General features: G+C 62.3%; 24 protein-coding genes and 1 pseudogene. 9 read left to right on the top strand and 16 right to left on the bottom strand.

Going from position 1 to position 21,316, the window contains the following annotated elements; translation table 11 throughout:
- Window positions 1-307 precede the first annotated feature (307 nt).
- From ku to G7009_RS20600, 3 genes are all read right to left on the bottom strand, one after another.
- Window positions 308-1,162, bottom strand: a complete 855-nt coding sequence (ku, locus tag G7009_RS20605; protein ID WP_181131943.1) for a non-homologous end joining protein Ku — start codon at window positions 1,160-1,162, stop codon at window positions 308-310.
- Window positions 1,163-1,180: 18 nt separating this feature from the next.
- Window positions 1,181-1,321 (bottom strand): PSPA7_2676 family Cys-rich small protein, encoded by a 141-nt coding sequence (locus G7009_RS28070; protein WP_308813341.1) that lies wholly within the window; start codon window positions 1,319-1,321, stop codon window positions 1,181-1,183.
- A gap of 79 nt (window positions 1,322-1,400) precedes the next feature.
- Entirely contained in the window at window positions 1,401-2,309 is a 909-nt protein-coding gene (locus G7009_RS20600) for an SDR family oxidoreductase (protein ID WP_181131942.1), read from the bottom strand.
- A gap of 185 nt (window positions 2,310-2,494) precedes the next feature.
- Here G7009_RS20600 and G7009_RS20595 point away from each other — a divergent pair, with 185 nt between their 5' ends.
- Genes G7009_RS20595 through G7009_RS20585 form a run of 3 tightly spaced genes read left to right on the top strand, consistent with a single transcriptional unit; the run spans window position 2,495 to window position 3,977 of the window.
- Window positions 2,495-2,998 carry a CinA family protein gene (locus G7009_RS20595; RefSeq protein ID WP_181131941.1) on the top strand — a complete coding sequence of 168 codons (504 nt, stop codon included), beginning with the start codon at window positions 2,495-2,497 and terminating at the stop codon, window positions 2,996-2,998.
- A gap of 14 nt (window positions 2,999-3,012) precedes the next feature.
- Window positions 3,013-3,519: a hypothetical protein gene (locus tag G7009_RS20590; protein ID WP_181131940.1), complete on the top strand. Its 507-nt coding sequence runs from the start codon at window positions 3,013-3,015 to the stop codon at window positions 3,517-3,519.
- An 8-nt stretch (window positions 3,520-3,527) separates the two neighbouring features.
- Window positions 3,528-3,977 (top strand): DUF421 domain-containing protein, encoded by a 450-nt coding sequence (locus G7009_RS20585; RefSeq protein WP_181131939.1) that lies wholly within the window; start codon window positions 3,528-3,530, stop codon window positions 3,975-3,977.
- A gap of 109 nt (window positions 3,978-4,086) precedes the next feature.
- Here the strand turns inward: G7009_RS20585 and G7009_RS20580 are convergent, their stop codons facing one another.
- From G7009_RS20580 to G7009_RS20550, 7 genes are all read right to left on the bottom strand, one after another.
- Window positions 4,087-5,049 (bottom strand): methyltransferase, encoded by a 963-nt coding sequence (locus G7009_RS20580; RefSeq protein WP_181131938.1) that lies wholly within the window; start codon window positions 5,047-5,049, stop codon window positions 4,087-4,089.
- Complete coding sequence (locus G7009_RS20575) at window positions 5,049-6,386, bottom strand: iron-containing redox enzyme family protein (protein ID WP_181131937.1); 1,338 nt, start codon at window positions 6,384-6,386, stop codon at window positions 5,049-5,051. The genes G7009_RS20580 and G7009_RS20575 overlap by 1 nt, the downstream gene beginning before the upstream one ends.
- 19 nt (window positions 6,387-6,405) lie before the next feature.
- A complete protein-coding gene (locus tag G7009_RS20570; RefSeq protein WP_181131936.1) occupies window positions 6,406-6,597 on the bottom strand; it encodes a hypothetical protein in 192 nt (63 codons plus the stop codon).
- A gap of 65 nt (window positions 6,598-6,662) precedes the next feature.
- The gene (locus G7009_RS20565; protein ID WP_181131935.1) at window positions 6,663-6,827 is read right to left on the bottom strand and encodes a KGG domain-containing protein; all 165 of its coding nucleotides are present in this window, start codon (window positions 6,825-6,827) and stop codon (window positions 6,663-6,665) included.
- 237 nt (window positions 6,828-7,064) lie between these two features.
- Window positions 7,065-8,363, bottom strand: coding sequence for an NTP/NDP exchange transporter (locus G7009_RS20560; RefSeq protein ID WP_181131934.1), 1,299 nt, complete (start codon window positions 8,361-8,363; stop codon window positions 7,065-7,067).
- Between the two features lie 4 nt (window positions 8,364-8,367).
- Entirely contained in the window at window positions 8,368-9,285 is a 918-nt protein-coding gene (locus tag G7009_RS20555) for an aldo/keto reductase (RefSeq protein WP_181131933.1), read from the bottom strand.
- Window positions 9,286-9,372: 87 nt separating this feature from the next.
- The gene (locus tag G7009_RS20550; protein ID WP_181131932.1) at window positions 9,373-10,254 is read right to left on the bottom strand and encodes a Dyp-type peroxidase; all 882 of its coding nucleotides are present in this window, start codon (window positions 10,252-10,254) and stop codon (window positions 9,373-9,375) included.
- 151 nt (window positions 10,255-10,405) lie between these two features.
- On the opposite strand from G7009_RS20550, the gene G7009_RS20545 reads away from it, so the two are divergent.
- Entirely contained in the window at window positions 10,406-11,302 is an 897-nt protein-coding gene (locus tag G7009_RS20545; protein WP_181131931.1) for a bile acid:sodium symporter family protein, read from the top strand.
- Window positions 11,303-11,308: 6 nt separating this feature from the next.
- Here G7009_RS20545 and G7009_RS20540 read toward each other — a convergent pair whose 3' ends face one another.
- Window positions 11,309-11,773 (bottom strand): sterol desaturase family protein, encoded by a 465-nt coding sequence (locus tag G7009_RS20540; protein ID WP_181132001.1) that lies wholly within the window; start codon window positions 11,771-11,773, stop codon window positions 11,309-11,311.
- A 558-nt stretch (window positions 11,774-12,331) separates the two neighbouring features.
- Here G7009_RS20540 and G7009_RS20535 point away from each other — a divergent pair.
- Window positions 12,332-12,718, top strand: a pseudogene (locus G7009_RS20535) (MgtC/SapB family protein); the annotation flags it as partial.
- Here the strand turns inward: G7009_RS20535 and G7009_RS20530 are convergent.
- From G7009_RS20530 to G7009_RS20520, 3 genes are read right to left on the bottom strand one after another with little or no spacing between them, the layout of a single operon-like run.
- Window positions 12,715-14,289: a GGDEF domain-containing protein gene (locus G7009_RS20530; RefSeq protein ID WP_181131930.1), complete on the bottom strand. Its 1,575-nt coding sequence runs from the start codon at window positions 14,287-14,289 to the stop codon at window positions 12,715-12,717. The pseudogene G7009_RS20535 and the gene G7009_RS20530 sit on opposite strands and share 4 nt — an antisense overlap.
- 45 nt (window positions 14,290-14,334) lie before the next feature.
- Window positions 14,335-15,129 carry an exodeoxyribonuclease III gene (gene xth / locus G7009_RS20525; RefSeq protein WP_181131929.1) on the bottom strand — a complete coding sequence of 265 codons (795 nt, stop codon included), beginning with the start codon at window positions 15,127-15,129 and terminating at the stop codon, window positions 14,335-14,337.
- Window positions 15,130-15,132: 3 nt separating this feature from the next.
- The gene (locus tag G7009_RS20520; RefSeq protein WP_181131928.1) at window positions 15,133-15,375 is read right to left on the bottom strand and encodes a hypothetical protein; all 243 of its coding nucleotides are present in this window, start codon (window positions 15,373-15,375) and stop codon (window positions 15,133-15,135) included.
- A gap of 169 nt (window positions 15,376-15,544) precedes the next feature.
- On the opposite strand from G7009_RS20520, the gene G7009_RS20515 reads away from it, so the two are divergent.
- Window positions 15,545-16,048, top strand: coding sequence for a DUF4142 domain-containing protein (locus G7009_RS20515; RefSeq protein ID WP_181131927.1), 504 nt, complete (start codon window positions 15,545-15,547; stop codon window positions 16,046-16,048).
- A gap of 32 nt (window positions 16,049-16,080) precedes the next feature.
- Window positions 16,081-16,332 carry a hypothetical protein gene (locus tag G7009_RS20510; protein WP_181131926.1) on the top strand — a complete coding sequence of 84 codons (252 nt, stop codon included), beginning with the start codon at window positions 16,081-16,083 and terminating at the stop codon, window positions 16,330-16,332.
- A 38-nt stretch (window positions 16,333-16,370) separates the two neighbouring features.
- Here G7009_RS20510 and G7009_RS20505 read toward each other — a convergent pair whose 3' ends face one another.
- Together G7009_RS20505 and G7009_RS20500 are read right to left on the bottom strand one after the other, a co-directional pair.
- Entirely contained in the window at window positions 16,371-16,538 is a 168-nt protein-coding gene (locus tag G7009_RS20505) for a DUF6021 family protein (protein WP_181131925.1), read from the bottom strand.
- A gap of 24 nt (window positions 16,539-16,562) precedes the next feature.
- Window positions 16,563-18,338 carry a thiamine pyrophosphate-requiring protein gene (locus G7009_RS20500; RefSeq protein ID WP_181131924.1) on the bottom strand — a complete coding sequence of 592 codons (1,776 nt, stop codon included), beginning with the start codon at window positions 18,336-18,338 and terminating at the stop codon, window positions 16,563-16,565.
- A gap of 226 nt (window positions 18,339-18,564) precedes the next feature.
- Here G7009_RS20500 and G7009_RS20495 point away from each other — a divergent pair, with 226 nt between their 5' ends.
- Together G7009_RS20495 and G7009_RS20490 are read left to right on the top strand one after the other, a co-directional pair.
- Entirely contained in the window at window positions 18,565-18,945 is a 381-nt protein-coding gene (locus tag G7009_RS20495; RefSeq protein WP_181131923.1) for a RidA family protein, read from the top strand.
- 70 nt (window positions 18,946-19,015) lie between these two features.
- Entirely contained in the window at window positions 19,016-21,136 is a 2,121-nt protein-coding gene (locus G7009_RS20490; RefSeq protein ID WP_181131922.1) for a TonB-dependent receptor family protein, read from the top strand.
- The last annotated feature ends 180 nt before the right edge of the window (window positions 21,137-21,316 follow it).

Here is a 21,316-nt window from a genome sequence, read left to right as displayed (position 1 = left end):
CAAGAGCGCTACAAAAGCCATGACAGACACCTCGCGAAGCGCCACGCGGGCGGCGCTCGATCTCAAGAACGCTACAAGAGCCATGACAGACACCTCGCGAAGCGCCACACGGGCGGCGCTCGATCTCAAGAGCGCTACAAGAGCCATGACAGACACCTCGCGAAGCGCCACGCGGGCAGCGCTCGATCTCAAGGGCGCTAAAAATCTATCGACAGGCACCGCGCGTTGCGCCGCGTGGGCAGCGCTCGATCCTGAGGGCGCTAAAAATCTACCGGCATGCACCGAGCCACCATTAAGCCAAATCCCCTCACGACGCCTTGCGCGCCTTCTTCACCGGCTTCTTCTCAGAATCCTTCTTCCCGGCAGCCTTGCCTCCCTTGCCCCCAAGGCTGCGCTTGAGCAGCTCGGTCAGATCGAGAATATTCGCGCTCTTCTCGGTCATCGCTTCCTTGCTTTCCACCACGCTGATCTTGCCCTTGCTGGCCTTTTCTTCCACCAGCTCCATGATGGTCTCGCGGAAAGCATCATGGTAGTCAGCCGGCGTCCAATCCCCGCTCATGTCCTCGACCAGCCGCTTGGCCATGTCCAGTTCGCGCTTCTCGACCTTGGTGTCGGTCACTGTCTTGTCCAATTCCAACGTATCCAGGCCTCGAACCTCTTCGGGCCAACGCAAGGTGATCATTACCAACGCATCGTCCAACGGCCGTATCAGCGCAAGGTGCTGCTTGGTATGCAAGACAACCGTGGCCAGCGCGACCTTGCCGGTACTTTCCAACGTCTCTCGCAGCAAGGCATAGACCTTGCCACCTCGGCGGTCGGGGCTCAGGTAGTAAGGCGTATCGAAGTGCTGCAAGGGAATCTGCGCCGCATCGACGAAAGAGAAGATATCGATGGTCTGGGTCGCCTCCGGCCGCGCCTCGCGGATTTCCTCTTCACTGATCACCACATAGCGACCTTTCTCGTACTGCACGCCCTTGACGATATGTTCCTTGTCGATTTCCTTGCCGGTCACCTTGTTCACGCGCTTGTAGCCCACCGGCTCCATGCTCCGCTGGTCGAGCCAGTCGAAATCGACACGTTCGGTCTTGACCGCCGTGTTGAGCGCTACGGGAATATGCACGAGGCCGAAACTGATCGCCCCTTTCCAGATTGCCCTGGCCATGCTTGGCTCCCCTGGGATCTATTGAAGTTGATCGGCAGTCCCGGGCCTGCAGTAGCGAAGCGCGCCGCAGCGTTCGCAGCAGTGGCACTGCAGGCCGGTCAATTCACGAATCAGCGTGGCTCGCCAATGGCAACCGCGCAGCAGGCAGACAAATGTCATCAGCTACCTCCTTGGCCTGAAAATCACAGGCACTTACGCAGATGACTGCTCCTGTTCATGAAGGTTTACTCGCCCTGCCCTATGGCAACGGGTTGCCACCGGTTACGCCGAACACCTCGCCGGTGATGTAGCTCGATTCCTGAGATGCCAGCAATACATACAAGGGCGCGCATTCGGCGGGCTGGCCAGGTCGCTTCATCGGGGTCTGGCTGCCGAATTCCGGGATTTTCTCCGGTGGCTGACCGCCACTGGGCTGCAAGACGGTCCAGATCGGGCCTGGCGCCACGGCGTTGACTCGAATGCCGCGGTCGATGACCTGCTTGGCCAGGGCCTTGGTAAAGGCGACGATCGCGGCCTTGGTAGTGGCGTAATCCAACAGCGTGGCCGAAGGCTGATAGGACTGGATGGACGCGGTATTGATGATGGTGGCGCCCGCTGGCATCAGCGGCACGGCCGCCTGGCACAGCCAGAACAAGGCGTAGATATTGGTCTTGAGCGTATCGTCGAACTGCTGGCTGGTGATTTCGCCGATGTCCTTGCGCGCTTCCTGCTTGCCGGCGACGTTCACCAGGATGTCCAGCCCACCGAGCGAGCGAGCCGCCTCGGCTACCAGATTCCTGCAGAAACCTTCGTCCTTGAGATCACCAGGCAGTGCGACGGCCTTGCGCCCTTGCGCTTCGATCAGCTTGATCACTTCATCGGCATCGCGCTGTTCGGTCGGCATGTAGTTCAAGACGATATCGGCGCCTTCACGGGCGAAAGCGATGGCTGTCGCCCTGCCGATACCGGAATCCGCGCCAGTGATCAACGCCTTGCGGCCTTTCAGCCGGCCAAAGCCTATGTAGGTCTTTTCGCCATGGTCGGGCTCGGGATCCATTTTCGCATCCAGCCCTGGCGCCGCTTGTGTCTGAGCCGGGAACGGCGGCTGCGGATACTGGGTCAGCGGATCCTGCATGCTGAATTGATCCTGGGGTTTGCTAGTGGACATGAGCCATCTCCTCAAGTGTCGTGGGACGTTACTAAGTTCGAGAAAGCGTCTAGCTCGAAGGTTTGCTCGAATCCTGTCACGGACCGACAGGTGGTCTGCCTGACAAGCGCCCTGCATGCCTGCATGCCTTCTGAACCTTGACCCGACGCCAGCGTCAATCGCAAAAGGAACTTGAGGAACGGACCATGTCTATCGATGCAGTCCAGGCCGTGCTGGACTATCTCAAGGAGCACGAGCTGCTGTTGACTACCGCCGAATCCTGCACCGCCGGCCGTATGGTCGCGCTGTTGTCGGAGATACCGGGCAGTGGCGAGGTGCTCGAAAGCGGTTATGTCGTCTACTCGCCGACGGCAAAGCAACGCCTGCTGCGCGTCAGCGCCGACACCATCGAGCAATTCGGCCTGACCAGCGTGCAGGTCGCTAGGGAAATGGCGGTGGGTGCCCTGCAGGATAGCCCAGCGAACGTCGCCGTGGCGACCACGGGGGTAGCCGGACCCGAGCCCCAAGGCGATATCAAGCCAGGCACGCTGTGCTTCGCCTGGGCCTTTGCCGGGGAGCCGATCGCGGTCTTCACACGGACCTTGCACTTTGACGGCGACCGCGAAGCCGTGATGCACAAGTCCTCGCTACACGGCCTGGAACAGGTGCGGAACTTTCACCAACGTTGGCTGCGCGGCGAACGCGCCTGATGGAGCATGACAACATGACCGTCAAGGAGGAGGTCTCGCGTCGCCAGCCGGTCGAGGAGGACATGCGCCGGCAACATCGGGCATGGCGTTTCGAACGACTGGGCTGGTACGGCTTGGTGTTGATCGTGGTCATGGCTCTGGCCGGTGTATTCGGTCATGGCCCGCTCAGTGAGCAATCAGTGGCCAGTGTCGATGGCCGGCTACAGGTCGACTACCAGCGCTTCAGTCGCAACGGTTCTGTGGAGAACCTGAAAATCCGAGTCAAAGGTCAGCCTTCGGCTCAGGTGGCGTTGCTGCTCGACGGTCCACTGGTTCGCGAGGCCACTATCGAGACCCTGCAACCTGAGCCATTGATGTCGCAATCCCAGGGTCGTGCGTTACTTTTGCACTTGGCCACGGATGCTGAAGGCGAGGCGGCTCTCTATCTCAGCTTGCAATACGAAGGGATTGGCCCGCTACGCGCGCGGGCCCGGGTCGGCTCTACCAGCGCGGTCACTTTCACCACTTTCATCTATCCCTAGGAGCAGGCATGGAATCCATTTTTCGCGCCGCAGGCATGTATCTGGCCCTGATGATCCTGTTCCGCATTGCCGGCCGTCGTTCGCTCGCCGACCTGACCACGTTCGATTTCGTCCTGTTGTTGATCATTGGCGAAGCCACGCAGCAGGCGCTCCTTGGCGAAGACTTCTCCTTCACCAACGCGGTGCTGGTGATCACGACGTTGTTCGTGCTGGATATAGGGTTCTCGCTAGCCAAGCTCAGTTCCCTGCGGCTGTCGAGGCTGATGGACGGCCAGGCCCTGGTAGTGGTCGAGGAAGGTCGTTTCCTGCATACGCGCATGCGTCACTCACGCCTGACCGAGGACGACATCCTGGAATCGGCGCGTAGTACTCAAGGCATCGAAAACGTCAGCCAGATCAAATACGCCATCGTCGAGCGCAATGGCACGCTTTCTTTCATCCAGCGTGACGAAGAGTGACAAGACTGCCTTCGCGCCCCACTCTACTGGATTCGCAACCGCCGCTACCTCTGGTGCAGGAGATCCCATGTAGCATGGGATCTCCTGCACCAGATTTGTAAAAGCCCTGTCACGCCGGGCCCATGCTCCGGGTCACGCTGAGGCCAACCGCGGCGATGCGTTCCACGCGCTCGTAGCCAGGCTCCAGCAACTGTTCGCCAAATACGTCCGGATCGATCTCGTGGTAGTGCCACCGCCACTCTTTACCCGCCAGCCGCAAACGAACAGCTTCCAGCAACGCATCGCGACCTTCGACGATGGCCACGCCGGTATAGAGCAACAAGGTACCGCCAGGGCTCAGGCGGCCACACGACTCCTCGAGGATACGCAAGGACAGGTCCACGCCGAGGGAGCCGCCCCCATGGCGATAGGTACGCTCCGCGGCATCGAACATGTAGGGCGGATTGGCCACGATCAGGTCGAACCGGCCGGTGATTCCGTTCAGCACATCACTGGTCGCCACCGAGACGTTTTCCAGACCGGCCAAGGCAGCGTTGATCGTCGTATAGCGCAACGCCAGCGGGTTGATGTCGACGGCCGTAACTTGCGCATGGCGCGCCGCGCTAGCGATCAGCAACGCCCCTATGCCGCTTCCGCAGCCAATGTCCACGGCATGCTCGACCGGTGCGAAACGGTGCTGCAGGTGATCGCTGATGAATTGCGCGAAACGGTAGCTGTCGGGGCCGAAGAAGACCGCGTCCTGGGCATCGGTGGGATAACCCGAGTGCACCAGCAGCAGGTCGTCGAGCGTTGCCCAGCGCACTTGACTGTGCAGTAATCCGCCTTCCTCGCGCAGGGCCTGCGCCGACCACAATTGCTCCAGCTCGTCGGCGGAAATCAGGGACGGCGGGAAAGGCCTGTTCCAGCCAAAGGCGTCCCGCAAGGTATGGGCTTCCTGCGACCCTTCCCTTTGGTTATTGCGCGCCTGAGTGGCCGGAGTCACACACGTGAAGCGGTATCCATCCGCGCGCAGGCGCTGGCCGAGCTCGAGCAAGGCCTGGTCGGCCTGCGCCTGTTGTTGGTCAAGCTGCATCAGCAGGGTCTCCCGTAGGCAAGTCCGGTGAGTTGTGTATAGGCCTGGGTGGCACGCAGTCCCTGCGGGAGTGCGTGACGATTGCCAGCCATGGCCTCGATGAGTTCGTCGACATTGTCCGAAGGCGGCGGCGCGTCACCCGCCGACAGATGGCTGACGCTGTCTTCCCAACTGCCCGGCCGCAGCCGACGGGCCGGTGGAGCCTGCCAGTCGCCCGCGATCCAGTCATGCCAGAGCTGCATCTCGTAAGGGCTGAAGATCCCGAACATGGCCGCTGTGGGGCCGTCGATGATTTTCCAGAAACGACTCGTAGTCGGATCTTCATGACGCCGAACCCAGCCTTGGGCCTGCAGTGCCTGGAGAAAGTCGGGCATGCGTCCTGGTGTTGCCAGCCATTGGTTGATGGTCTGCCCTTGTAGACGGCAATGATCGGAGTGCATGTAGCGACCGAACCCGCGCTTGCGCTCCAGCGCCGCCACGAGTTCGGCTTCCAGGTCGAATTCCGCGATCAATGTCGGGGTATCGATACCCAGGTCGTTCAGACGAAAACCTCTGATAACACGCCTGTAGAACACGTCCGACTCGATCTGAGGACACAGCTGCCACAACGCATGGACAGACTTCTGGGCATGCCCACTGGCGGCGTTGTCGATAGTGATGTGCAGCCGGAAGTAGTGAGCATCGATACCCAGCTCGGCAAGCTCATGGGTGGTGATCAGCAGGTGCAGGGGCGGCTGTTCGTAGCCCAGGTTGTAGCCGATCACTTCAGGCAGGAACTCGTCGGCGTTGTATCCGAGCGCCAGTTGGATGGCACCTTGCAGATACCTCTCATCTGCCAACGGCACGGGCTCCAGGCAACCCAGGTGACTGAGCAGTCGCTGGTACACCAGCACATGATTGCAGCGTGGGTCACCGTCGCCCAGTTCCTCGAGGTAGGTTCGGATCAGACCATGGTAGCGCGGGTCCTGCCAATGGCGGAGGGTACCGTAAAGCCAGGCGCCGTCCACGGCCTTGGTGGGCGCGACCTGCTGGATGAAATAGATGGCCTGGGAACGGGTGGCGAAGTAACGACGCGGCGCGCCTTGCTGGCGCGCTTCAAGATAGGCCGCGAACGCTTTGGCGACCTGGGCAGATTTTCGGGCACTCCATTGCATCAGCGCCGTGGGCGAAACAGGAAGTTCGTCAGGCAGTTGATCGGCACGCTCCAGTTGCTCGGCAAGCCACTGTGCGCTGTCCGCACCGGGGCCCTCGAGCAGGGTCCGGTAACGCCCTTCCAGCCCTGTACAGATGGGCGAGGCCAATGCCCCGGGGGCGGCCTCGCGGGTCATGACCGTCATGCCTCGGCCCTCCGATGATTCAATTATCTTTTTCTTGGGACGTTATCGGCTGCTGGGCAGGCTGGCCCTCGCCGATCGTCGTGTCGGGCTTTTGCATCTGCAAGGACGGCTTGCTCTGGTCGGCGTCCTTGGCGGGGTGATCGCTGCGATCGAAGCACCCGGAGACCAGCGTCATGCTGCCAAGAAGACATATCAAAGAGGCTGTGCGCATGAGATCTTCTCCGTATTGCCGAGGTGATCGCAGTGCCAGACGAACCGGCACTGCGTTGCCTTCACTTACGAGCGGCCACCCTTCTGGCCGGACTCTTGATGGCTGCCACGTCCGGAGCTGGACTGGCCACCTTTCTTGCCTGCTTCGGATGCTTTCTCGCGGTCATTTGCGAAATTGCCAGAATTCTTCTGACCACCCTCTTTACCGGACTTGCCTTGGTTGTTAGCCATGATCTCGACCTCATTTGGGTTCAGGTACGCACGGCACCATGCCGTGCATAAGATCGGATTACGCGCTTGCCGGGTGATTCGCTTTTTTTACAGGAGCCCGGACCAGCGGCGTTAAATAATCGAACGGACACATTTGGTGCCCTAATGATCCGCTTGTGCTGTGGACCCTGCGTCGGCTGGGACAGTTCCGCGGATTTATCACACACTGTCTACTTGCAGGCAGCCCTGATCAAAAGGTCAGAAGCGTTCGGAATCATTGGCCTGGAGACGTTCGGCCTGTCGCTGACGCTTGCCGAGCCAACCGCCTGTGACGCCCCAGCACAGCGCGATGACCGCGCCGATCAGCATGGCCACCTGCGGATGATCGCCCATCACGTCCAGCGCCCGCTTGACCCAGCCGCTCAGCGCATCGCCGCCGCGGTAGACGACCGTATCGATGAAGTTCTTCGCCTTGTATTTGTCGCCTGCGGGCAGGACCGTGAACAGCATCTCTCGACCAGGCCGCACCAGCGCATATTCCCCGGCCCTGCGCACCACCATCACGACCACGAATACGGCGAATACCGGCGCAAGGGAAAGCCACAGAAAACCCGCCGCCATGATCAACGGTACCGCCACCAGCAACACGCTGACCCCCAGGCACCGCGCCAGGCGTCCGGTGATGAACAGCTGGGTGAGAATGGCCAGGACCTGGACCACCGCGTCGATGAGTCCGAACACCTGGGTCTGTCGGGTGCGATCACTGAAGGTCTCGCTGACGATACGGGCCTGCTCGAAATACAGAAACGTGCTGACACTGGCCAATAGCACCACGAACAAGGCGATGCCGGCCAGATAAGGTGTGCGCAGAACGGCGGTGGCCCCGGCGAAGGGGTTGCCGCCAAGCGGCCTCGATGGTGCGTGCTCGACGCCTGAAGGCAGTGGGCGACGTTCCCTCCAGCGTTGCAAGTAGAGTGTCGCGCCGATACTGGCTATCAGAAACACCCCTGCCAGGACCAGTAGCCCAGCGTGACCGAGGGGTCGCACCAGAAGCGCGCCCAGTATCGGCCCGGTCAACCCGCCCAGGCTGGCGCCGGCAGCCAGCAAGCCGAATAGACGCTTGCCCTGCTCGCTGGAGAACAGGTCGGCCAGAACACTCCAGGCCAGCGAAATCGTCAACAGGTTGAAGACCGACAACCAGATATAGAAGGCCCGAGCGGTCCAGAGATTCTCCGGGTCGATCGCAAGCAGCACGGCGAACACCATCAGGTTGGTGCTGAAGAACCCATAGGTCCATGGCAAGATCAAGCGCCGCTGCACCCGCGAGGCCAGCCAACCGAAGATCGGCAGACATGCCAAGGTGACGACGAAGGTGCCGGTGAACAGCCATTGAAGATTGTCCACGCCTCCCGCCACGCCCATGGTCTCGCGTACAGGGCGCAACATGAAATAGCCGGTGAACAACAGATAGAACAGGGCTAGGCCGGCCAGCACCGCCGGCCATTCTTCGGCCTCAAGATTGAAGACAGCTTCCAGGCGTCGTCGCCAGCGGCCCATGACGTCAGGCGAACTGCTTGATCAGGGCTTGCTGCTGCGCCTCGCTGAGCAGCTCCCCGGTGCCGGCCTTGAGCTGGTCAAGCTGCCGGTCGGGACGACCGGTGGCCGGTATCACGGCGGTCACCGCCGGATGGCTGAGGGCGAACTTGAGAAACAACTGCGCCCAACTGCCGATGCCCGCCTCTGCCGCCCAGGCTGGCAGCGCCTGGCCCTTGACCCTGGCGAACAGCCTGCCGTCATCGAACGTACGGTTGATCAACACCGCTACGCCCTTGTCCTGCGCAAGCGGCAGCAGCTCCTTAGCCGCCTCGGGCGAATTGACCGAGTAATTGATCTGGATGAAATCGAGAGGATGCTGACGGAGGATCTCGATCACCCGGTCCTGCCCGCTGGCCAGGTAATGGGTGATCCCCACGTAACGGGTCTTGCCCTGCTGCTTGAGCTCATGAGCATAGGGAAGCTGGCGCTGCCAGTCACGCAGGTTGTGGATCTGCAGCAGATCGACCTTCTCGGTACGCAGGCTCTTGAGGCTTTGCGCCCATTGCGCGACAGCCGCATCATGGCTGTCGGCGGCGATCTTGGTCGCGATGAAGCACTGACGGTGCCAGCCACCTTCCGCCAGTAACTGGCCAAGGATGGCGTCGGCGCCGCCATAGTTGGGCGAGGTGTCGATCACCTTGCCGCCCCCGGCGAAGAATGCCTGCAGTACCTGCTTGAGCTGCTGGTACTGCGCCGAACCGGCCTCTACCTCGAAGCTTCCGGACGTACCGGCGCCGATGACCGGCAGCGCCTCGCCGGTAGACGGGATCTTGCGCACCCGCAGGCCGCCAGGCATCGAACCTGCTTCGGCGCGCAACAGGGGGCTGGCGGCCAACAGGCCCAAAGCTGCACCAGTGCGTAGGACATCACGACGTCCGTACATAGGAAAGCTCCCGCAATGAAGTGGAAACTTTCAAGGCTAGCGGCTCTACCCTTGACTGTTAGGGCATTCTGTATCTGGATGTAAACATCAGGCTCGCAGCAGCAACCGCAGATCCAGACGCCCCTCAGTCATCGGTGGACACCAGTAATAGCCGCCGCTCAGGGGCTGGCTGAAGCGGTACAGGGCATCGGTAATGCCGTCGTCCAGGCCACTCATGCGGCGCAGCTGCGCCTCGAACGCATCGAAGCCATGACCGAAGGCCAGGAAGGCCAGACCGGCGCCACGCTCATCGGCCCAGGACAGCGAACGACGCACCATGAAGGCCTCGGGCGCGTAGCTTTCCTGGGCGGTGCGTTTGACGTGGGCCGATTCCGGGGCTTCGTCGAGCTCTTCATTGTCGCTCAGGCGACGGCCGATCATGTCGTCCTGCTCGGTCTGCGGCAGCGCCTTGAAATGACCCAGGTCATGTCTCCAGAGCTGGAAGGCGGCGAAGCTCGAGCCTGTCAGTCCAGGTGTATCGCCGGCTATAAGGGCCGCCTCATGGGCATCTTCGCCGCTCGGATTCTCGGTGCCGTCCTCGTATCCGGTCAGGTCCCGGCCACCCTGGTGGAGAAACGCATCGAGACCGTCAACCAGACGCAATGCCGGCGCCAGCACCTGCTCCAGCGCTTGCGCCCGCAACCACAGGTCGCCGCGTTCATTGCCTCTCAACCATAGCCAAAGAGCATGCTGAGTACTGGGGTTCTCGACAGCCGCCTCCAGGACGGGAAAGGCGCGCAGGCCTGGAATCTCGCGCCCCAGCGCCTTGGCCAAGGGCGCCCCGACGCCCAGGATCAGGCTCTGGCCGTCGACTTGCGACAGCAGCCAGTCCAAGGCGCCTGGCAGCGCCTCGGGCTCGGCGATGGTGAAGAACAGGTGGCGCGCATGGACCGGTATCGGGGTGGCCAGAATACCTTGCTGGAACGACATGACAGGCGAATCCTCGCAAAAGTCGCGCATCCTACAGAAGCCGTCGCAACCTGCAAGCACAAAGACGATGCCAGCCAAGCTCCTTTGCCAGGGGCCATGCACTCGAAAAGTCCGACTAGACTGGATCGATCATTCTCAAAGGACTGGCCCGATGACAGCATCTCCCTTGTTGACCGCTTTCCTGCCGCTTGCCTTGGGCATCATCATGCTCGGCCTCGGGTTGTCCCTGACCACCGCCGACTTCGCCCGTGTGGCGAAGTATCCCAAGCCCGTGGTCATCGGCCTGGCCTGCCAGATCCTGCTGCTGCCGCTGGTGTGCTTCCTGATCGCCAATGGCTTCGGCCTCGCGCCGGCGTTGGCCGTCGGCCTGATGTTGCTGGCGGCCTCGCCAGGTGGGACCACCGCCAACCTGTTCAGCCACCTGGCCCATGGCGATGTGGCGTTGAACATCACCTTGACGGCGGTCAACTCGCTGATCGCGATCCTGACCATGCCGCTGCTGGTCAATCTCTCGCTGGCCTGGTTCATGGCTTCCGATCAGGCGATCCCACTGCAATTCGCCAAGGTAGTGCAAGTGTTCGCTATCGTCTTGCTGCCGGTGGCGCTGGGCATGCTCATCCGGCGCTGGGCACCAGGGTTCGCTGCGCGCATGCAGAACCCCATGAAGCTGGTCGCCGCCCTGTTCCTGGCGTTCACCATCGTGCTTGCGCTGGTCAAGGACTGGGACACGGTGGTCGAGTATGCGCCAGTGGTCGGCTTGGCCGCGTTGCTCTTCAATCTGCTCAGCCTGGCCGTTGGTTACTGGGTGCCGCGCCTGCTGAACATCCCTCGGCGCCAGGCGATCGCCATCGGCATGGAGATCGGCATCCACAACGGCACCCTGGCCATCGCCCTGGCGTTGAGCCCGAGCCTGTTGAACAACGCAACCATGGCCGTACCCGCAGCCCTGTACAGCCTGATCATGTTTTTCACCGCGGCCGGGTTCGGCTGGTGGGTCAGCCGAGGGCACCGAGCCGTCGCCATTGGTGAAAGCGATACGGTCGGCTGAAGCGGCTCAGCCGTGCCGCCGCTGGCGCAACTGGCGCGCCAGCACGCGCAACGGCGGCGCATAGAAGAAGCCGAACGACACGCTGCCGGCCCGCCCCTTCACCGCATGGTGCAGGCGATGGGCACGCTGCAGGCGTTTGAGATAACGATTGACCGGTCGCGGCGCGCTCGGCCAGTGGCGATGGAACAGACCGTCGTGGGCGATCACATACAGCAGCCCGTACCCCGCCACCCCTGCGCCGACCCACTGCAGCGGCGCGTGACCGGCCTTGCCCCAGGCGACCAGGGCCGCGGCGATCAAGCCCAGGGCCGCGAGATAGAAGTCGTTGGTCTCGAGCATGCCGAGATGAGGTTCATGGTGCGAGCGGTGCAGCCACCAACCCCATCCATGCATGATGTACCTGTGAGCCAGGGTGCCGACGCCTTCCATGGCCACCAGGGTGGCAGTGAACGCGGCGAAGTTGAGCAGCATGTGACGGTCCGGCGTGGATAACGGAGCGCGCAAGGTTATCACCTGGCGATGGGCTTTTCACCGGATGGCCGCCGCCATGAACACATTGTCATAGAGTTGCCGTGGACGCGGCCAAACCTCGGGAGTACCGTGCTCGACGCTTTTCATCCCTCCGAAATTGAACAGGGGTCCTGCGTTGGACAGTAGCCCCAGTCGATTGCGACAGGTCCACGCGGCGAGCTAGTCCGGCAGCAATCCTGCCCCGGTCTCGCCGAGCACGGCAGCCTTGGTCGCTCAGCCTTTAGCTCCTGGGAGCTTCAGTGAGACTACTGGCCTATCGCGTAGCTCCTGGGATCTTCAAGGAGACTACTGGCCTATCGCGTACTTCAAGGAGACTACTGACCTATCGCGTAGCTCCTGGGATCTTCAGTGAGACTACTGGCCTATCGCGGGACAAGCCCGCTCGCCACCGTGAACCGCGCACCAGTGGCGAGCGGGCTTGTCCCGCGATAGGCCAGTAGTCTCACTGAAGATTTCGGTAATTGAACAAGAACGCCGGCCAATGAAATCTGATGACCTCTCGGTCTGTTGCTGGAAGCCGTGCTCGGCAGCCTGGTGGTGCTGTGTGCCAACATCCTGCTGCGCGAGATGGCCCAACGCCTCGATCGCGAGGACGTGGTGACGGCCACGGAGGTGGAACAGCGCTTCGAGGTACGTATCGTCTGCCGCGCCGAAGACGAAATCCCGGTGCGTAGCCTGGTCCTCCACAGTCTCGGCGGCCCTGGCCTGCGTCTGCAGTCGCTGCACAGCGAGGACCTGGCCGACCCGACACGCTTGCAGGTTCACGCCGAACTGCTCGGAACACCGCAAGCGCCCATTCAATTGGAGCGTCTGGTAAGTCGCATCTGCCTTGAAAAGGGCGTGTCGTCCGTGCGCTGGCAACTGCATGGCCTTGCCAGTGACTAGGGTTGGATCGCCGCGCTGACCACCGCGAACTGATACCGATCCCGCCCCAGGCGCTTGGCCTCATAGAGTCCCATGTCGGCCGCGGCCATCAGACGCTCCATATTCAACTCCTGCCGAGCCGGGTAGCCCACGGTGATGCCGGCGCTCGCGGTCACGACGCCGGCAGGGCTGGCGGCGTGCTCCATCCCTAGCCGGCGCAACGTCAGGAGGATTTCGTGAACGACCGAGACCGCGCCATCGGCATCGGTATCGGGCAGCAGCAGAATGAACTCCTCGCCACCGTACCGCGCGGCAAGGTCACCTGGGCGCTTGAGCGCCCCCTGCAGCAGTTCCCCCACGCGGCGCAGGCACTGGTCACCCGCGGGGTGACCGTAGCGGTCGTTGTAAAGCTTGAAGTAGTCCAAGTCGATCATCACCAGCGCCAACGGGTAATCCTGCCGCCGGGCACGGCGAATTTCCTGTTCCAGCACGGCGTCGAGCCGACGTCGATTGCCCAGGCCGGTCAGGCTGTCGGTCAGGGCCAGAGCCTTGAGGGTCTGGTGCGCCTGTTTCAGGGCGCGGTCGATAGCCAGCCGCTCACGCACCTGGCGCACCACTACCCAGCCGAACGCAGACATGCCGCCAAGCAGCAATAGCAATATCAGGGCCGTCTTGATCAGGTCATGCCGCCACGCCTGAATGATCGATTCGCGTGACAAACCGGCTTCCGCCACCAGCGGATAACTGCGTAGTGCCTTGTAGCCGTACAGGCGGGGCGTCCCATCGACGACCGCCGTGGCGTCCGCCACACCCTCATCGGCATAGGGCAGGTGATTGCGGAAGATCTCGCTGTTGGCCAGGCTGCGCCCCACCACTTGCTCGACGAACGGGCGACGAACGAGAATGGTGCCATCGCGCTTGGCCAGCACCAGCGCCCCCCGCTCATCGATCTTGAACGCACCGTAGTAGCGGACGAACCAGTCAACCTTGATCGTGCCCAGCAGGACCCCCGCGAAGCTTCCGTCTGGATGCTCCAGCCGCCGCGAGATGGGGATGATCAAGTCACCGGTAGAACGGCTCTTGACCGCCGACCCGACGCGTACCTGGCGATCGGTGTGATTACGGTGATAGACGAAATAATCGCGATCGGCATTGTTCGCATTGTCGGGCGTGACTTCCTGGTCGGTGACCAGCCAGCGGCCCGAGGCATCGTAGACGAACAATCCATGCAGCTGAGGCATGATGGTCGCCTGCTGACGCAACAGCGCCTGCAGGCGAGGCTTGTCCATCCTGGCCAGACCATCGCCTTCCAGACGCTCGGCCAGCGCGGCGGTAATGGCATCGATCTGGCGGATGGCATCCTCGGCATGCTGGGCGGTGGCCCTTGCCAGGTTGGTAACGGCGTTCTCGGCACTCTCGAACGCCTGCCGGTAATCACGCCAGATCCGCCATCCCTCGACCAGCACGAAGGTGAGCATGACCACCGTCATGAAGCCGATGATCAGCCGCAACAGCCCTGCCGGTCGATCGTCGCGCATGGAGAACAACGGATCGTTTTCCGTACCAGGCGTCCTCTTGCTGCCTGCAGACATTGGCACTCCTTTCTTGCGCACGCTAACCGGTCCTTGGCGGGCACATCAGCGACGTTTGCGCGTTGCCAACTCGATCCACACAGGGGCGTGATCGCTGGCATGTTCCTCGTTGCGTACCCAGGCATCCACACCGGCGTCCTTGAGATAAGGAGCCAGCGCCGGATTGAGCAACAGGTGATCGATACGCAGGCCCGCGTTGCGCTGCCAGTGATTGCGGAAGTAGTCCCAGAAGGTGTACACGCGCTCGTCCGGATACAGCGCGCGCAGCGAGTCCGTCCATCCCTGGCTCAGCAGGCGCTGGTAGCGGTCGCGCGATTCTGGCTGGAGCAAGGCGTCCTTGCGCCAGGACTTGGGGTCGTAGATGTCCTCATCGGTCGGCACCACGTTGTAGTCACCCGCGAGAACGACTGGATGGTCGCTCTCGCGCAGGCCGCGAGCATGTTCGATCAGGCATTCGAACCAGCGCAACTTGTAGTCGAACTTGGGCCCTGGCTGGGGGTTACCGTTGGGCAAGTACAGACAGCCTACCAGGACCCCATGCACAGCTGCCTCGAGATAGCGGCTCTGGGTATCCTCCTCCATGCCCGGCAAGCCACGGCGTACCTCGACGGGCTGGCTGTCGCGGGCAAGGATCGCAACCCCGTTCCAGGACGTCTGGCCCTGATAGAGACAACCATAGCCCGCCGCTTCCAGGGCGTCGCGTGGGAAGGCAGTGTCCGGCGCCTTGAGCTCCTGCAGGCAGGCGATGTCCGGGCGTTCTCGCTCCAGCCAGGCCAGCAGGCCCGGCAGGCGACTGCGAATGCCGTTGATGTTGAATGTGGCGATCTTGAGCGCTTTCATAGGTCAGCTATCGGGGTCGTTGACGTGGGCTTGCACGGCTTGCGAGACCGAATCTCTGTCGGCGGTGTCGGCCAGAATCTTGAGTGCCAGCCAGTCGTCCCAGTCGATCACGCCATCGTCGCGCAAGGCTTCGGCGGTACGGATCAACTCATGGTGGTAGGCATCCGGCGATTCCAGCTGATAGCTCTTGTCATCGTACTGGGCGTACCAGGCTGCCAGTTCCGGGATACTGCGTTCGATGCTCATGCGGCCGGTCCTCTTCAGTCCGTTCACCTTTGTGAGAACCTGGCAGCCTCCCATCGTTCAACGCGACGTCCACTCGGCACGGTCGACCGCAAAAAAAATCAAACCTTTTGCGCGCACGTGGCTCAACAGTACGCGACACAGACGTCGCGCCACCTGAATGGAGACTGCCATGAATCACCCAACTCTCAAGCAACTGTCGCTGGCCATTGTCCTGGGCATGGGCGCCATGCAAGGCGCATGGGCCGCCACTTCGGATGACTTTGTCGACGCGGCGGCCGAAAGCGGCATCGCTGAAGTCGAAACCGGCAAACTGGCGCTACAGAAGAGCCAGTCGGCAGACATCAAGAAATTCGCCCAACAGATGGTCGACGAACACTCCAAGGCCAACGAAGAACTAAAAGGCATCGCCACGAAACTGGAGATCACCCCGCCTGACGAAGCCGCGCTGATCGACAAGGCCAAGAAAGTCATCCTGGAATGGCGTGACGAGTCGTTCGACAAGTCCTACGTCAACAACCAGGTCGATGCCCACCAAAAGGCCGTCGCACTGTTCGAGAAAGAAGCCAATTCTTCCGACAAGGCCGAGCTGAAAGCCTTCGCCGCCAAAACCTTGCCGCACCTGCAGGAACACCTCAAAGAAGCCCAGGCGCTTCAGTCCACCCATGGCAAGTAAGCTCTCATACCACCGTCCGTAAGAGGTCCTCAATGAGCAACGATGAGCTGCAAACGGAAATTCTCACCCGCCTGCTGCATGCCCACCCCGCGGGTCTGGGCAAGGAAATCCTCGACAACTACCGCGGCGAAAAAGCCGTGGCCGGCATGCTCAAGACCTTGCAGGAGCAAGGGTTGATCCACGATGGCAGCGTCAGCGTCGATGCCGATCACCAGATCAGTGTCAACTATCCGATCAAACTGTCTTCAGCGGGCGTCGAACAGGCAAAGAAAGCCGAAGCCTGAAAACCCAGGGCCCCGCCAGAAGCGGGGCCCTTTGCCATTTACAGCTTGGAATCATTATCCACGGGCGGTTTCGCGGCGCCTTGCGGATCGACCTGCGGGTCTTCCAGGTCCGGCGAGTCCGGATCGAATCCCAGATCATCATCCTCGGCATGTTCCGAAGAGTGTGGGCCCTTGTCCTGTTGCTCTTTAGGGTGCTTATCGCTCATTTTCACTTCCTCCGTCATGGACATTCAGCGCTTTCGCGCCATCATCTGCTTCAAACTCTCGCGTATCACACCCGCCGCACGGGGATCCCTGCCGAGCAGCGCCTGGGTCAGTTTACGCGCCTGATCGAAATCGATATGCGGCGGCAGCGGCGGCACATCCGGGTCGCAGATGCACTCCAGCACGACCGGTCGATCCGCGGCCAACGCTTCACGCCAGGCATCCGCCAACTGTTCTGGATCATCGACGCGAATGCCCTTGAACCCCAGCAGTTCCGCATAACGGGCATACGGGAAGTCGATGACCTCCTGTGCCGCGTTGAACGCCGGATCGCCGGCCAGCGCGCGCTGCTCCCAGGTCACCTGATTGAGATCACGGTTGTTGACCACCAGCACGATGAAGGTCGGTAGCGACCAGCGCTCGCAATACTGCTGCACGGTGACCAGCTCGGCGTTGCCGTTCATCTGCATCGCCCCGTCTCCGACCATGGCGATCACCGGACGCTCGGGGTACGCCATCTTCGCGGCAATGGCGTAAGGCACGCCGCTGCCCATGCTGGCGAGCTTGCCCGACAGCGAACCGAGCATCCCAGGGCCCGCGTCGATGTGACGGGCATACCAGTTGGTGTGCGAGCCACTGTCGCCACACAGGATGACATCGGCCGGCAACTGGTGGGACAGCTCCAGGAATACGCGCTGCGGGTTGATCGGCTTGGCACTGGTCATGGCCTGCGCCCGCAGCTCCTCGCGACTGCGCTGGACACTGGCTTCGATGCGTCGGCGCCAGGCGCCATGGGATTTGCGCTTGAGCAACGGCAACAGACGCTGGAGCGTATCGGTGGCATCGCCGATCAGTGCCGATTCCACCGGGTAGCGAATACCGATGTTGCGAGCCTGCAGATCGATCTGAACCGCGCGCGCCTGCCCCACCTTGGGCAGAAACTCGCTATAGGGGAAGGTCGTGCCGATCATCAGCAGCGTATCGCACTGCTTCATCATGTCATCGCTCGCTCGGGTACCGAGCAGTCCGATGGCGCCCGTGACATAGGGCAGATCGTCGGGGACCGCCATCTTGCCCAGCAGCGCCTTGGCCACGCCTGCCGACAAGGCCTGCGCGATGGCCATCACCGGCACGGTCGCCCCCAGCGCGCCGGCGCCGACGAGGATCGCCACCTTGCGTCCGGCATTGAGAATCTCCGCCGCCTTGGCCAGCTCGGCGTCCGCCGGCCAGGGCCGTGGCAACGGCGTGCCGACCGAGGACGCCACATGACCATGCTTGTGCACAGGCTCCAGAATCGCGGGCATCTGCTGGACATCATTGGGGATGATCACCGTGCATACGGCGCGCTCGCTGGCAGCGATGCGCAGGGCACGGTCGATCACATGCGGCAGCTGGGACGGCGTCATGACGGTCTCGACATAGGCGCTGACGTCCTGGAACAGGTGCTGCAGATCGACTTCCTGCTGATAGTCGCTACCCAGGGAGCTCGCGGCCTGCTGGCCAACGATGGCCACCATTGGCTGATGATCGGAGCGCGCATCGTACATTCCTGCCAGCAGGTGGATGGCGCCCGGGCCCGAGGTTGCGAGGCAGACCCCCGTCTGGCCGGTGAACTTGGCATGGGCACAGGCCATGAACGCAGCCATTTCCTCATGCCGCACGCGGATGTAGTCGAAACGCTCGGCGGCGCGCCCCATGGCTCCCATGATGCCGTTGATGCCATCCCCGGGGTAACCGAAGATACGCTCGATCTTCCATTGGCTGAGCCGGTCCAGCAAATGGTCGCCTACGGTCTTCTGCATGCTGCCTCCTCTGTTCGCGGTGCGTCGCCCATTCCGGGGCGAACGCGTGGGCTACAGAGGGAAGAAAGCTCGATCCCGTCAGAGTTTTATTTATTTCCGGGCAATGACGACCAAGTGCCCCGTGGCCAGACGGACCGGACAGTCTCCAAGGGGCGCGCGACTCGACCCCAGGGCCCGGCTCGGTTAGGCTTGTGCCCCGATTGCCACTACGTCCCGCGAGCCTGCCATGAGCAACCCAGACCTGACTTTCCTTCCCGATCCGGATCCCGAGTCCATTTCCTCCGACGTCGCCGGTTTCGGCAACCTGCTGGTCAGCACGCAGATCCCGACCCGCGCCGATGGCAGCCTCGAGCTGGGCGGCATTGTCGAACAGAGCGAGTGCACGTTGCAGGCATTGAAGGACGCGCTCGAGCGCGCCGGCAGCTCGATGGATCGGGTACTGCATCTGACCATCTACCTGACCGACATGGCCGATCGAGCCGCCTTCAACGAGGTCTACCAGCGCTTCTTCGCCAGACCATGGCCGGTGCGCGCCGCCGTCGGCGTGGCCGCGCTGGCGGTGGAAGGCATGCGCGTGGAAGTGACCGCCATGGCCGCCAAAGCCTGATCCACGCAAAAACATCTTCACCAGCGTCCATTCGCCCCGCCTTTGCGCGGGGCTTTTTGCGGGAATCGCCATGATCCACCCTCCTCCCTTTACTCTGCGCTACCGCCTGCAGCTGCCTCTCCTGGTCTCGGGTCTGGGCATCTGCGCGCTGGCCCAGGCCCAGGCGCCCGTGGCCACGACCAGCGTGCTGGAACCGGTGGTCATCACGGGCAGCTATGTGCCCTCCGCCAGCTTCGACCTGCCCTTCTCGGTCGACACGGTCAGCGCCGAGCAGATCAACGACGGGCAACTGGGCGTCAACCTCTCCGAGGTCCTCGGCCGTGTACCCGGCCTGGTCGTGCAGAATCGCCAGAACTATGCGCAGGACCTACAGATATCCTCGCGCGGCTATGGCGCGCGCTCGGCCTTCGGCATTCGCGGCCTGAAGCTGATCAGTGACGGTATCCCCGCCAGCACTCCGGACGGCCAGGGCCAGGCGGCCTCGCTCAACCTGGATGTGGCGGATCGCATCGAAGTCCTGCGCGGGCCCACGTCGGCGATCTACGGCAGCAATGCCGGCGGGGTCATCCAGATGTTTTCCCGCGACGGCCAGGGCGCGCCGCGCGTGGGCGCCGAAACGACCTTCGGCAGCGACGGCTTCAACAAGAATCACCTCTACAGCGAAGGCGGCAACGACAAAGTCGGCTTTCTGCTCGATGCCTCGCGCATGGACACCGACGGTTACCGCGACCACAGCGCGGCGCGGCGCGACCAGACCTTTGGCAAGCTGACCTTCACACCGGATCAGGACAGCCGCCTGGCGCTGATCTACAGCAGCCTGGAGCAGAATGGCACCGAGGACCCGCTGGGGCAGACATGGGAGGCCTACAAGCATGACCCGCGTTCCGTATCCCCTGTCGCCGAAACCTACAACACACGCAAGAGTATCGATCACCAACAGCTGGGCTTGAACTACGAACGCTATATTGGCGACGCCACCTTGCAATTCAACCTCTATGCCGGCCGCCGGAGCGTGATCCAGTACCTGTCGATCCCCAGGACCGTAGCCTCCAATAGTCAGCGTGGCGGCGGTGTCGTGGACTTCGACCGCGAATTCCATGGCGGCACGCTGCGCTGGATCCAGCCGATACAAGGCGTCCCGGGCGATCTCACCATCACCGTCGGCGCCGACTACGACCGCAGCCGTGACGACCGCCGAGGTTTCCAGAACTTCAGCGGCGACACGCTTGGGGTCAAGGGCGAACTGCGCCGCGACGAGCAGGATACGGCGACCAGTCTCGATCCGTACGTCCAGGCGCACTGGGAACTCGGACGCTGGACAGTCGACGCGGGGATGCGCCACAGCACCATGGACATGGACGTCGACGACCACTACCTCGCCAATGGCGACGCGAGCGGATCGAAGAAGTACCAGCGCAATATCCCCTCACTCTCGGTGATGTACGCCTTCACGCCTGAGCTGCATGCCTATGTCAGCGCCGGCAAGGCATTCGAGACACCGACCCAGGCCGAGATGGCCTATGCGCCAGGCCTGGTGGAAAGCTTCAACTTCGGCCTCGAGCCGTCTACCAGTACCCAGTACGAATTCGGGCTCAAGGCGCGGCTGAACGAAAGGACGCGAGTCAACGCCGCAGTGTTCGAGATTCGTACCGAGGATGAAATCGTCGTTGCCAGTGCCACCGACGGTCGCACCAGCTACCGCAACGCGGGCAAGACGTTGCGCCGCGGCTTCGAGCTCGGCGTGCAGAGCGAATTGAACGACCACTGGCAGGCGACACTGGCCTACACCTTCCTCGATGCGACCTACGACGAAGCCTTCGAGCAAGGCACCACGCCGATCGACAAGGGCAACCGCCTGCCGGGCGTACCGCGCAACAGCCTGTTCGGCGAGCTGACCTGGAAACCGGTCGAAGGCATCGCCATGGGGCTCGAAGCGCAATATCGCAGCGATGTCCAGGTCGAAGACAGCAATGCTTCCAAGGCCGCCCCCAGCTATACCGTCTTCAACTGGCGGACACGTTTCGAGCAGCACCTGGGACCCTGGACCTTCCACCAATTGGTGCGCCTGGACAACCTGCTGGACCGCCAGTACGTCGGCTCGGTGATCGTCGGTGACAGCAACGGGCGCTACTACGAGGCAGCCCCCGGACGCGCCTGGTATGCCGGGGCAGGGCTCGAATACCAGTTCTAGCAGTGACCGGAATGGGCCTAGGCCTAATCCCTGTCAGTCAAGGAGAAGTCATCAGATTTCATTGGCCGGTGCTCTTGTTCAATTACCGAAATCTTCAGTGAGACTACTGGCCCTATCGCGGGACAAGCCCGCTCGCCACCGTGAACCGCGCACCAGTGGCGAGCGGGCTTGTCCCGCGAT

The sequence above is a fragment of the Pseudomonas capeferrum genome, from assembly GCF_013523055.1.
Lineage (GTDB): Bacteria > Pseudomonadota > Gammaproteobacteria > Pseudomonadales > Pseudomonadaceae > Aquipseudomonas > Aquipseudomonas capeferrum_A.
Note: the sequence above shows the minus strand (reverse complement) of the source record. Positions and strands in the feature narration are given on the sequence as shown.

Excerpts from the sequence above, each read along its gene's own strand:
- ku (WP_181131943.1), bottom strand. The coding sequence starts at position 1,162 with ATGGCCAGGGCAATCTGGAAAGGGGCGATCAGTTTCGGCCTCGTGCAT.
- G7009_RS28070 (WP_308813341.1), bottom strand. The coding sequence starts at position 1,321 with ATGACATTTGTCTGCCTGCTGCGCGGTTGCCATTGGCGAGCCACGCTG.
- G7009_RS20600 (WP_181131942.1), bottom strand. The coding sequence starts at position 2,309 with ATGTCCACTAGCAAACCCCAGGATCAATTCAGCATGCAGGATCCGCTG.
- G7009_RS20595 (WP_181131941.1), top strand. The coding sequence starts at position 2,495 with ATGTCTATCGATGCAGTCCAGGCCGTGCTGGACTATCTCAAGGAGCAC.
- G7009_RS20590 (WP_181131940.1), top strand. The coding sequence starts at position 3,013 with ATGACCGTCAAGGAGGAGGTCTCGCGTCGCCAGCCGGTCGAGGAGGAC.
- G7009_RS20585 (WP_181131939.1), top strand. The coding sequence starts at position 3,528 with ATGGAATCCATTTTTCGCGCCGCAGGCATGTATCTGGCCCTGATGATC.
- G7009_RS20580 (WP_181131938.1), bottom strand. The coding sequence starts at position 5,049 with ATGCAGCTTGACCAACAACAGGCGCAGGCCGACCAGGCCTTGCTCGAG.
- G7009_RS20575 (WP_181131937.1), bottom strand. The coding sequence starts at position 6,386 with ATGACGGTCATGACCCGCGAGGCCGCCCCCGGGGCATTGGCCTCGCCC.
- G7009_RS20570 (WP_181131936.1), bottom strand. The coding sequence starts at position 6,597 with ATGCGCACAGCCTCTTTGATATGTCTTCTTGGCAGCATGACGCTGGTC.
- G7009_RS20565 (WP_181131935.1), bottom strand. The coding sequence starts at position 6,827 with ATGGCTAACAACCAAGGCAAGTCCGGTAAAGAGGGTGGTCAGAAGAAT.
- G7009_RS20560 (WP_181131934.1), bottom strand. The coding sequence starts at position 8,363 with ATGGGCCGCTGGCGACGACGCCTGGAAGCTGTCTTCAATCTTGAGGCC.
- G7009_RS20555 (WP_181131933.1), bottom strand. The coding sequence starts at position 9,285 with ATGTACGGACGTCGTGATGTCCTACGCACTGGTGCAGCTTTGGGCCTG.
- G7009_RS20550 (WP_181131932.1), bottom strand. The coding sequence starts at position 10,254 with ATGTCGTTCCAGCAAGGTATTCTGGCCACCCCGATACCGGTCCATGCG.
- G7009_RS20545 (WP_181131931.1), top strand. The coding sequence starts at position 10,406 with ATGACAGCATCTCCCTTGTTGACCGCTTTCCTGCCGCTTGCCTTGGGC.
- G7009_RS20540 (WP_181132001.1), bottom strand. The coding sequence starts at position 11,773 with ATGCTGCTCAACTTCGCCGCGTTCACTGCCACCCTGGTGGCCATGGAA.
- G7009_RS20530 (WP_181131930.1), bottom strand. The coding sequence starts at position 14,289 with ATGTCTGCAGGCAGCAAGAGGACGCCTGGTACGGAAAACGATCCGTTG.
- xth (WP_181131929.1), bottom strand. The coding sequence starts at position 15,129 with ATGAAAGCGCTCAAGATCGCCACATTCAACATCAACGGCATTCGCAGT.
- G7009_RS20520 (WP_181131928.1), bottom strand. The coding sequence starts at position 15,375 with ATGAGCATCGAACGCAGTATCCCGGAACTGGCAGCCTGGTACGCCCAG.
- G7009_RS20515 (WP_181131927.1), top strand. The coding sequence starts at position 15,545 with ATGAATCACCCAACTCTCAAGCAACTGTCGCTGGCCATTGTCCTGGGC.
- G7009_RS20510 (WP_181131926.1), top strand. The coding sequence starts at position 16,081 with ATGAGCAACGATGAGCTGCAAACGGAAATTCTCACCCGCCTGCTGCAT.
- G7009_RS20505 (WP_181131925.1), bottom strand. The coding sequence starts at position 16,538 with ATGAGCGATAAGCACCCTAAAGAGCAACAGGACAAGGGCCCACACTCT.
- G7009_RS20500 (WP_181131924.1), bottom strand. The coding sequence starts at position 18,338 with ATGCAGAAGACCGTAGGCGACCATTTGCTGGACCGGCTCAGCCAATGG.
- G7009_RS20495 (WP_181131923.1), top strand. The coding sequence starts at position 18,565 with ATGAGCAACCCAGACCTGACTTTCCTTCCCGATCCGGATCCCGAGTCC.
- G7009_RS20490 (WP_181131922.1), top strand. The coding sequence starts at position 19,016 with ATGATCCACCCTCCTCCCTTTACTCTGCGCTACCGCCTGCAGCTGCCT.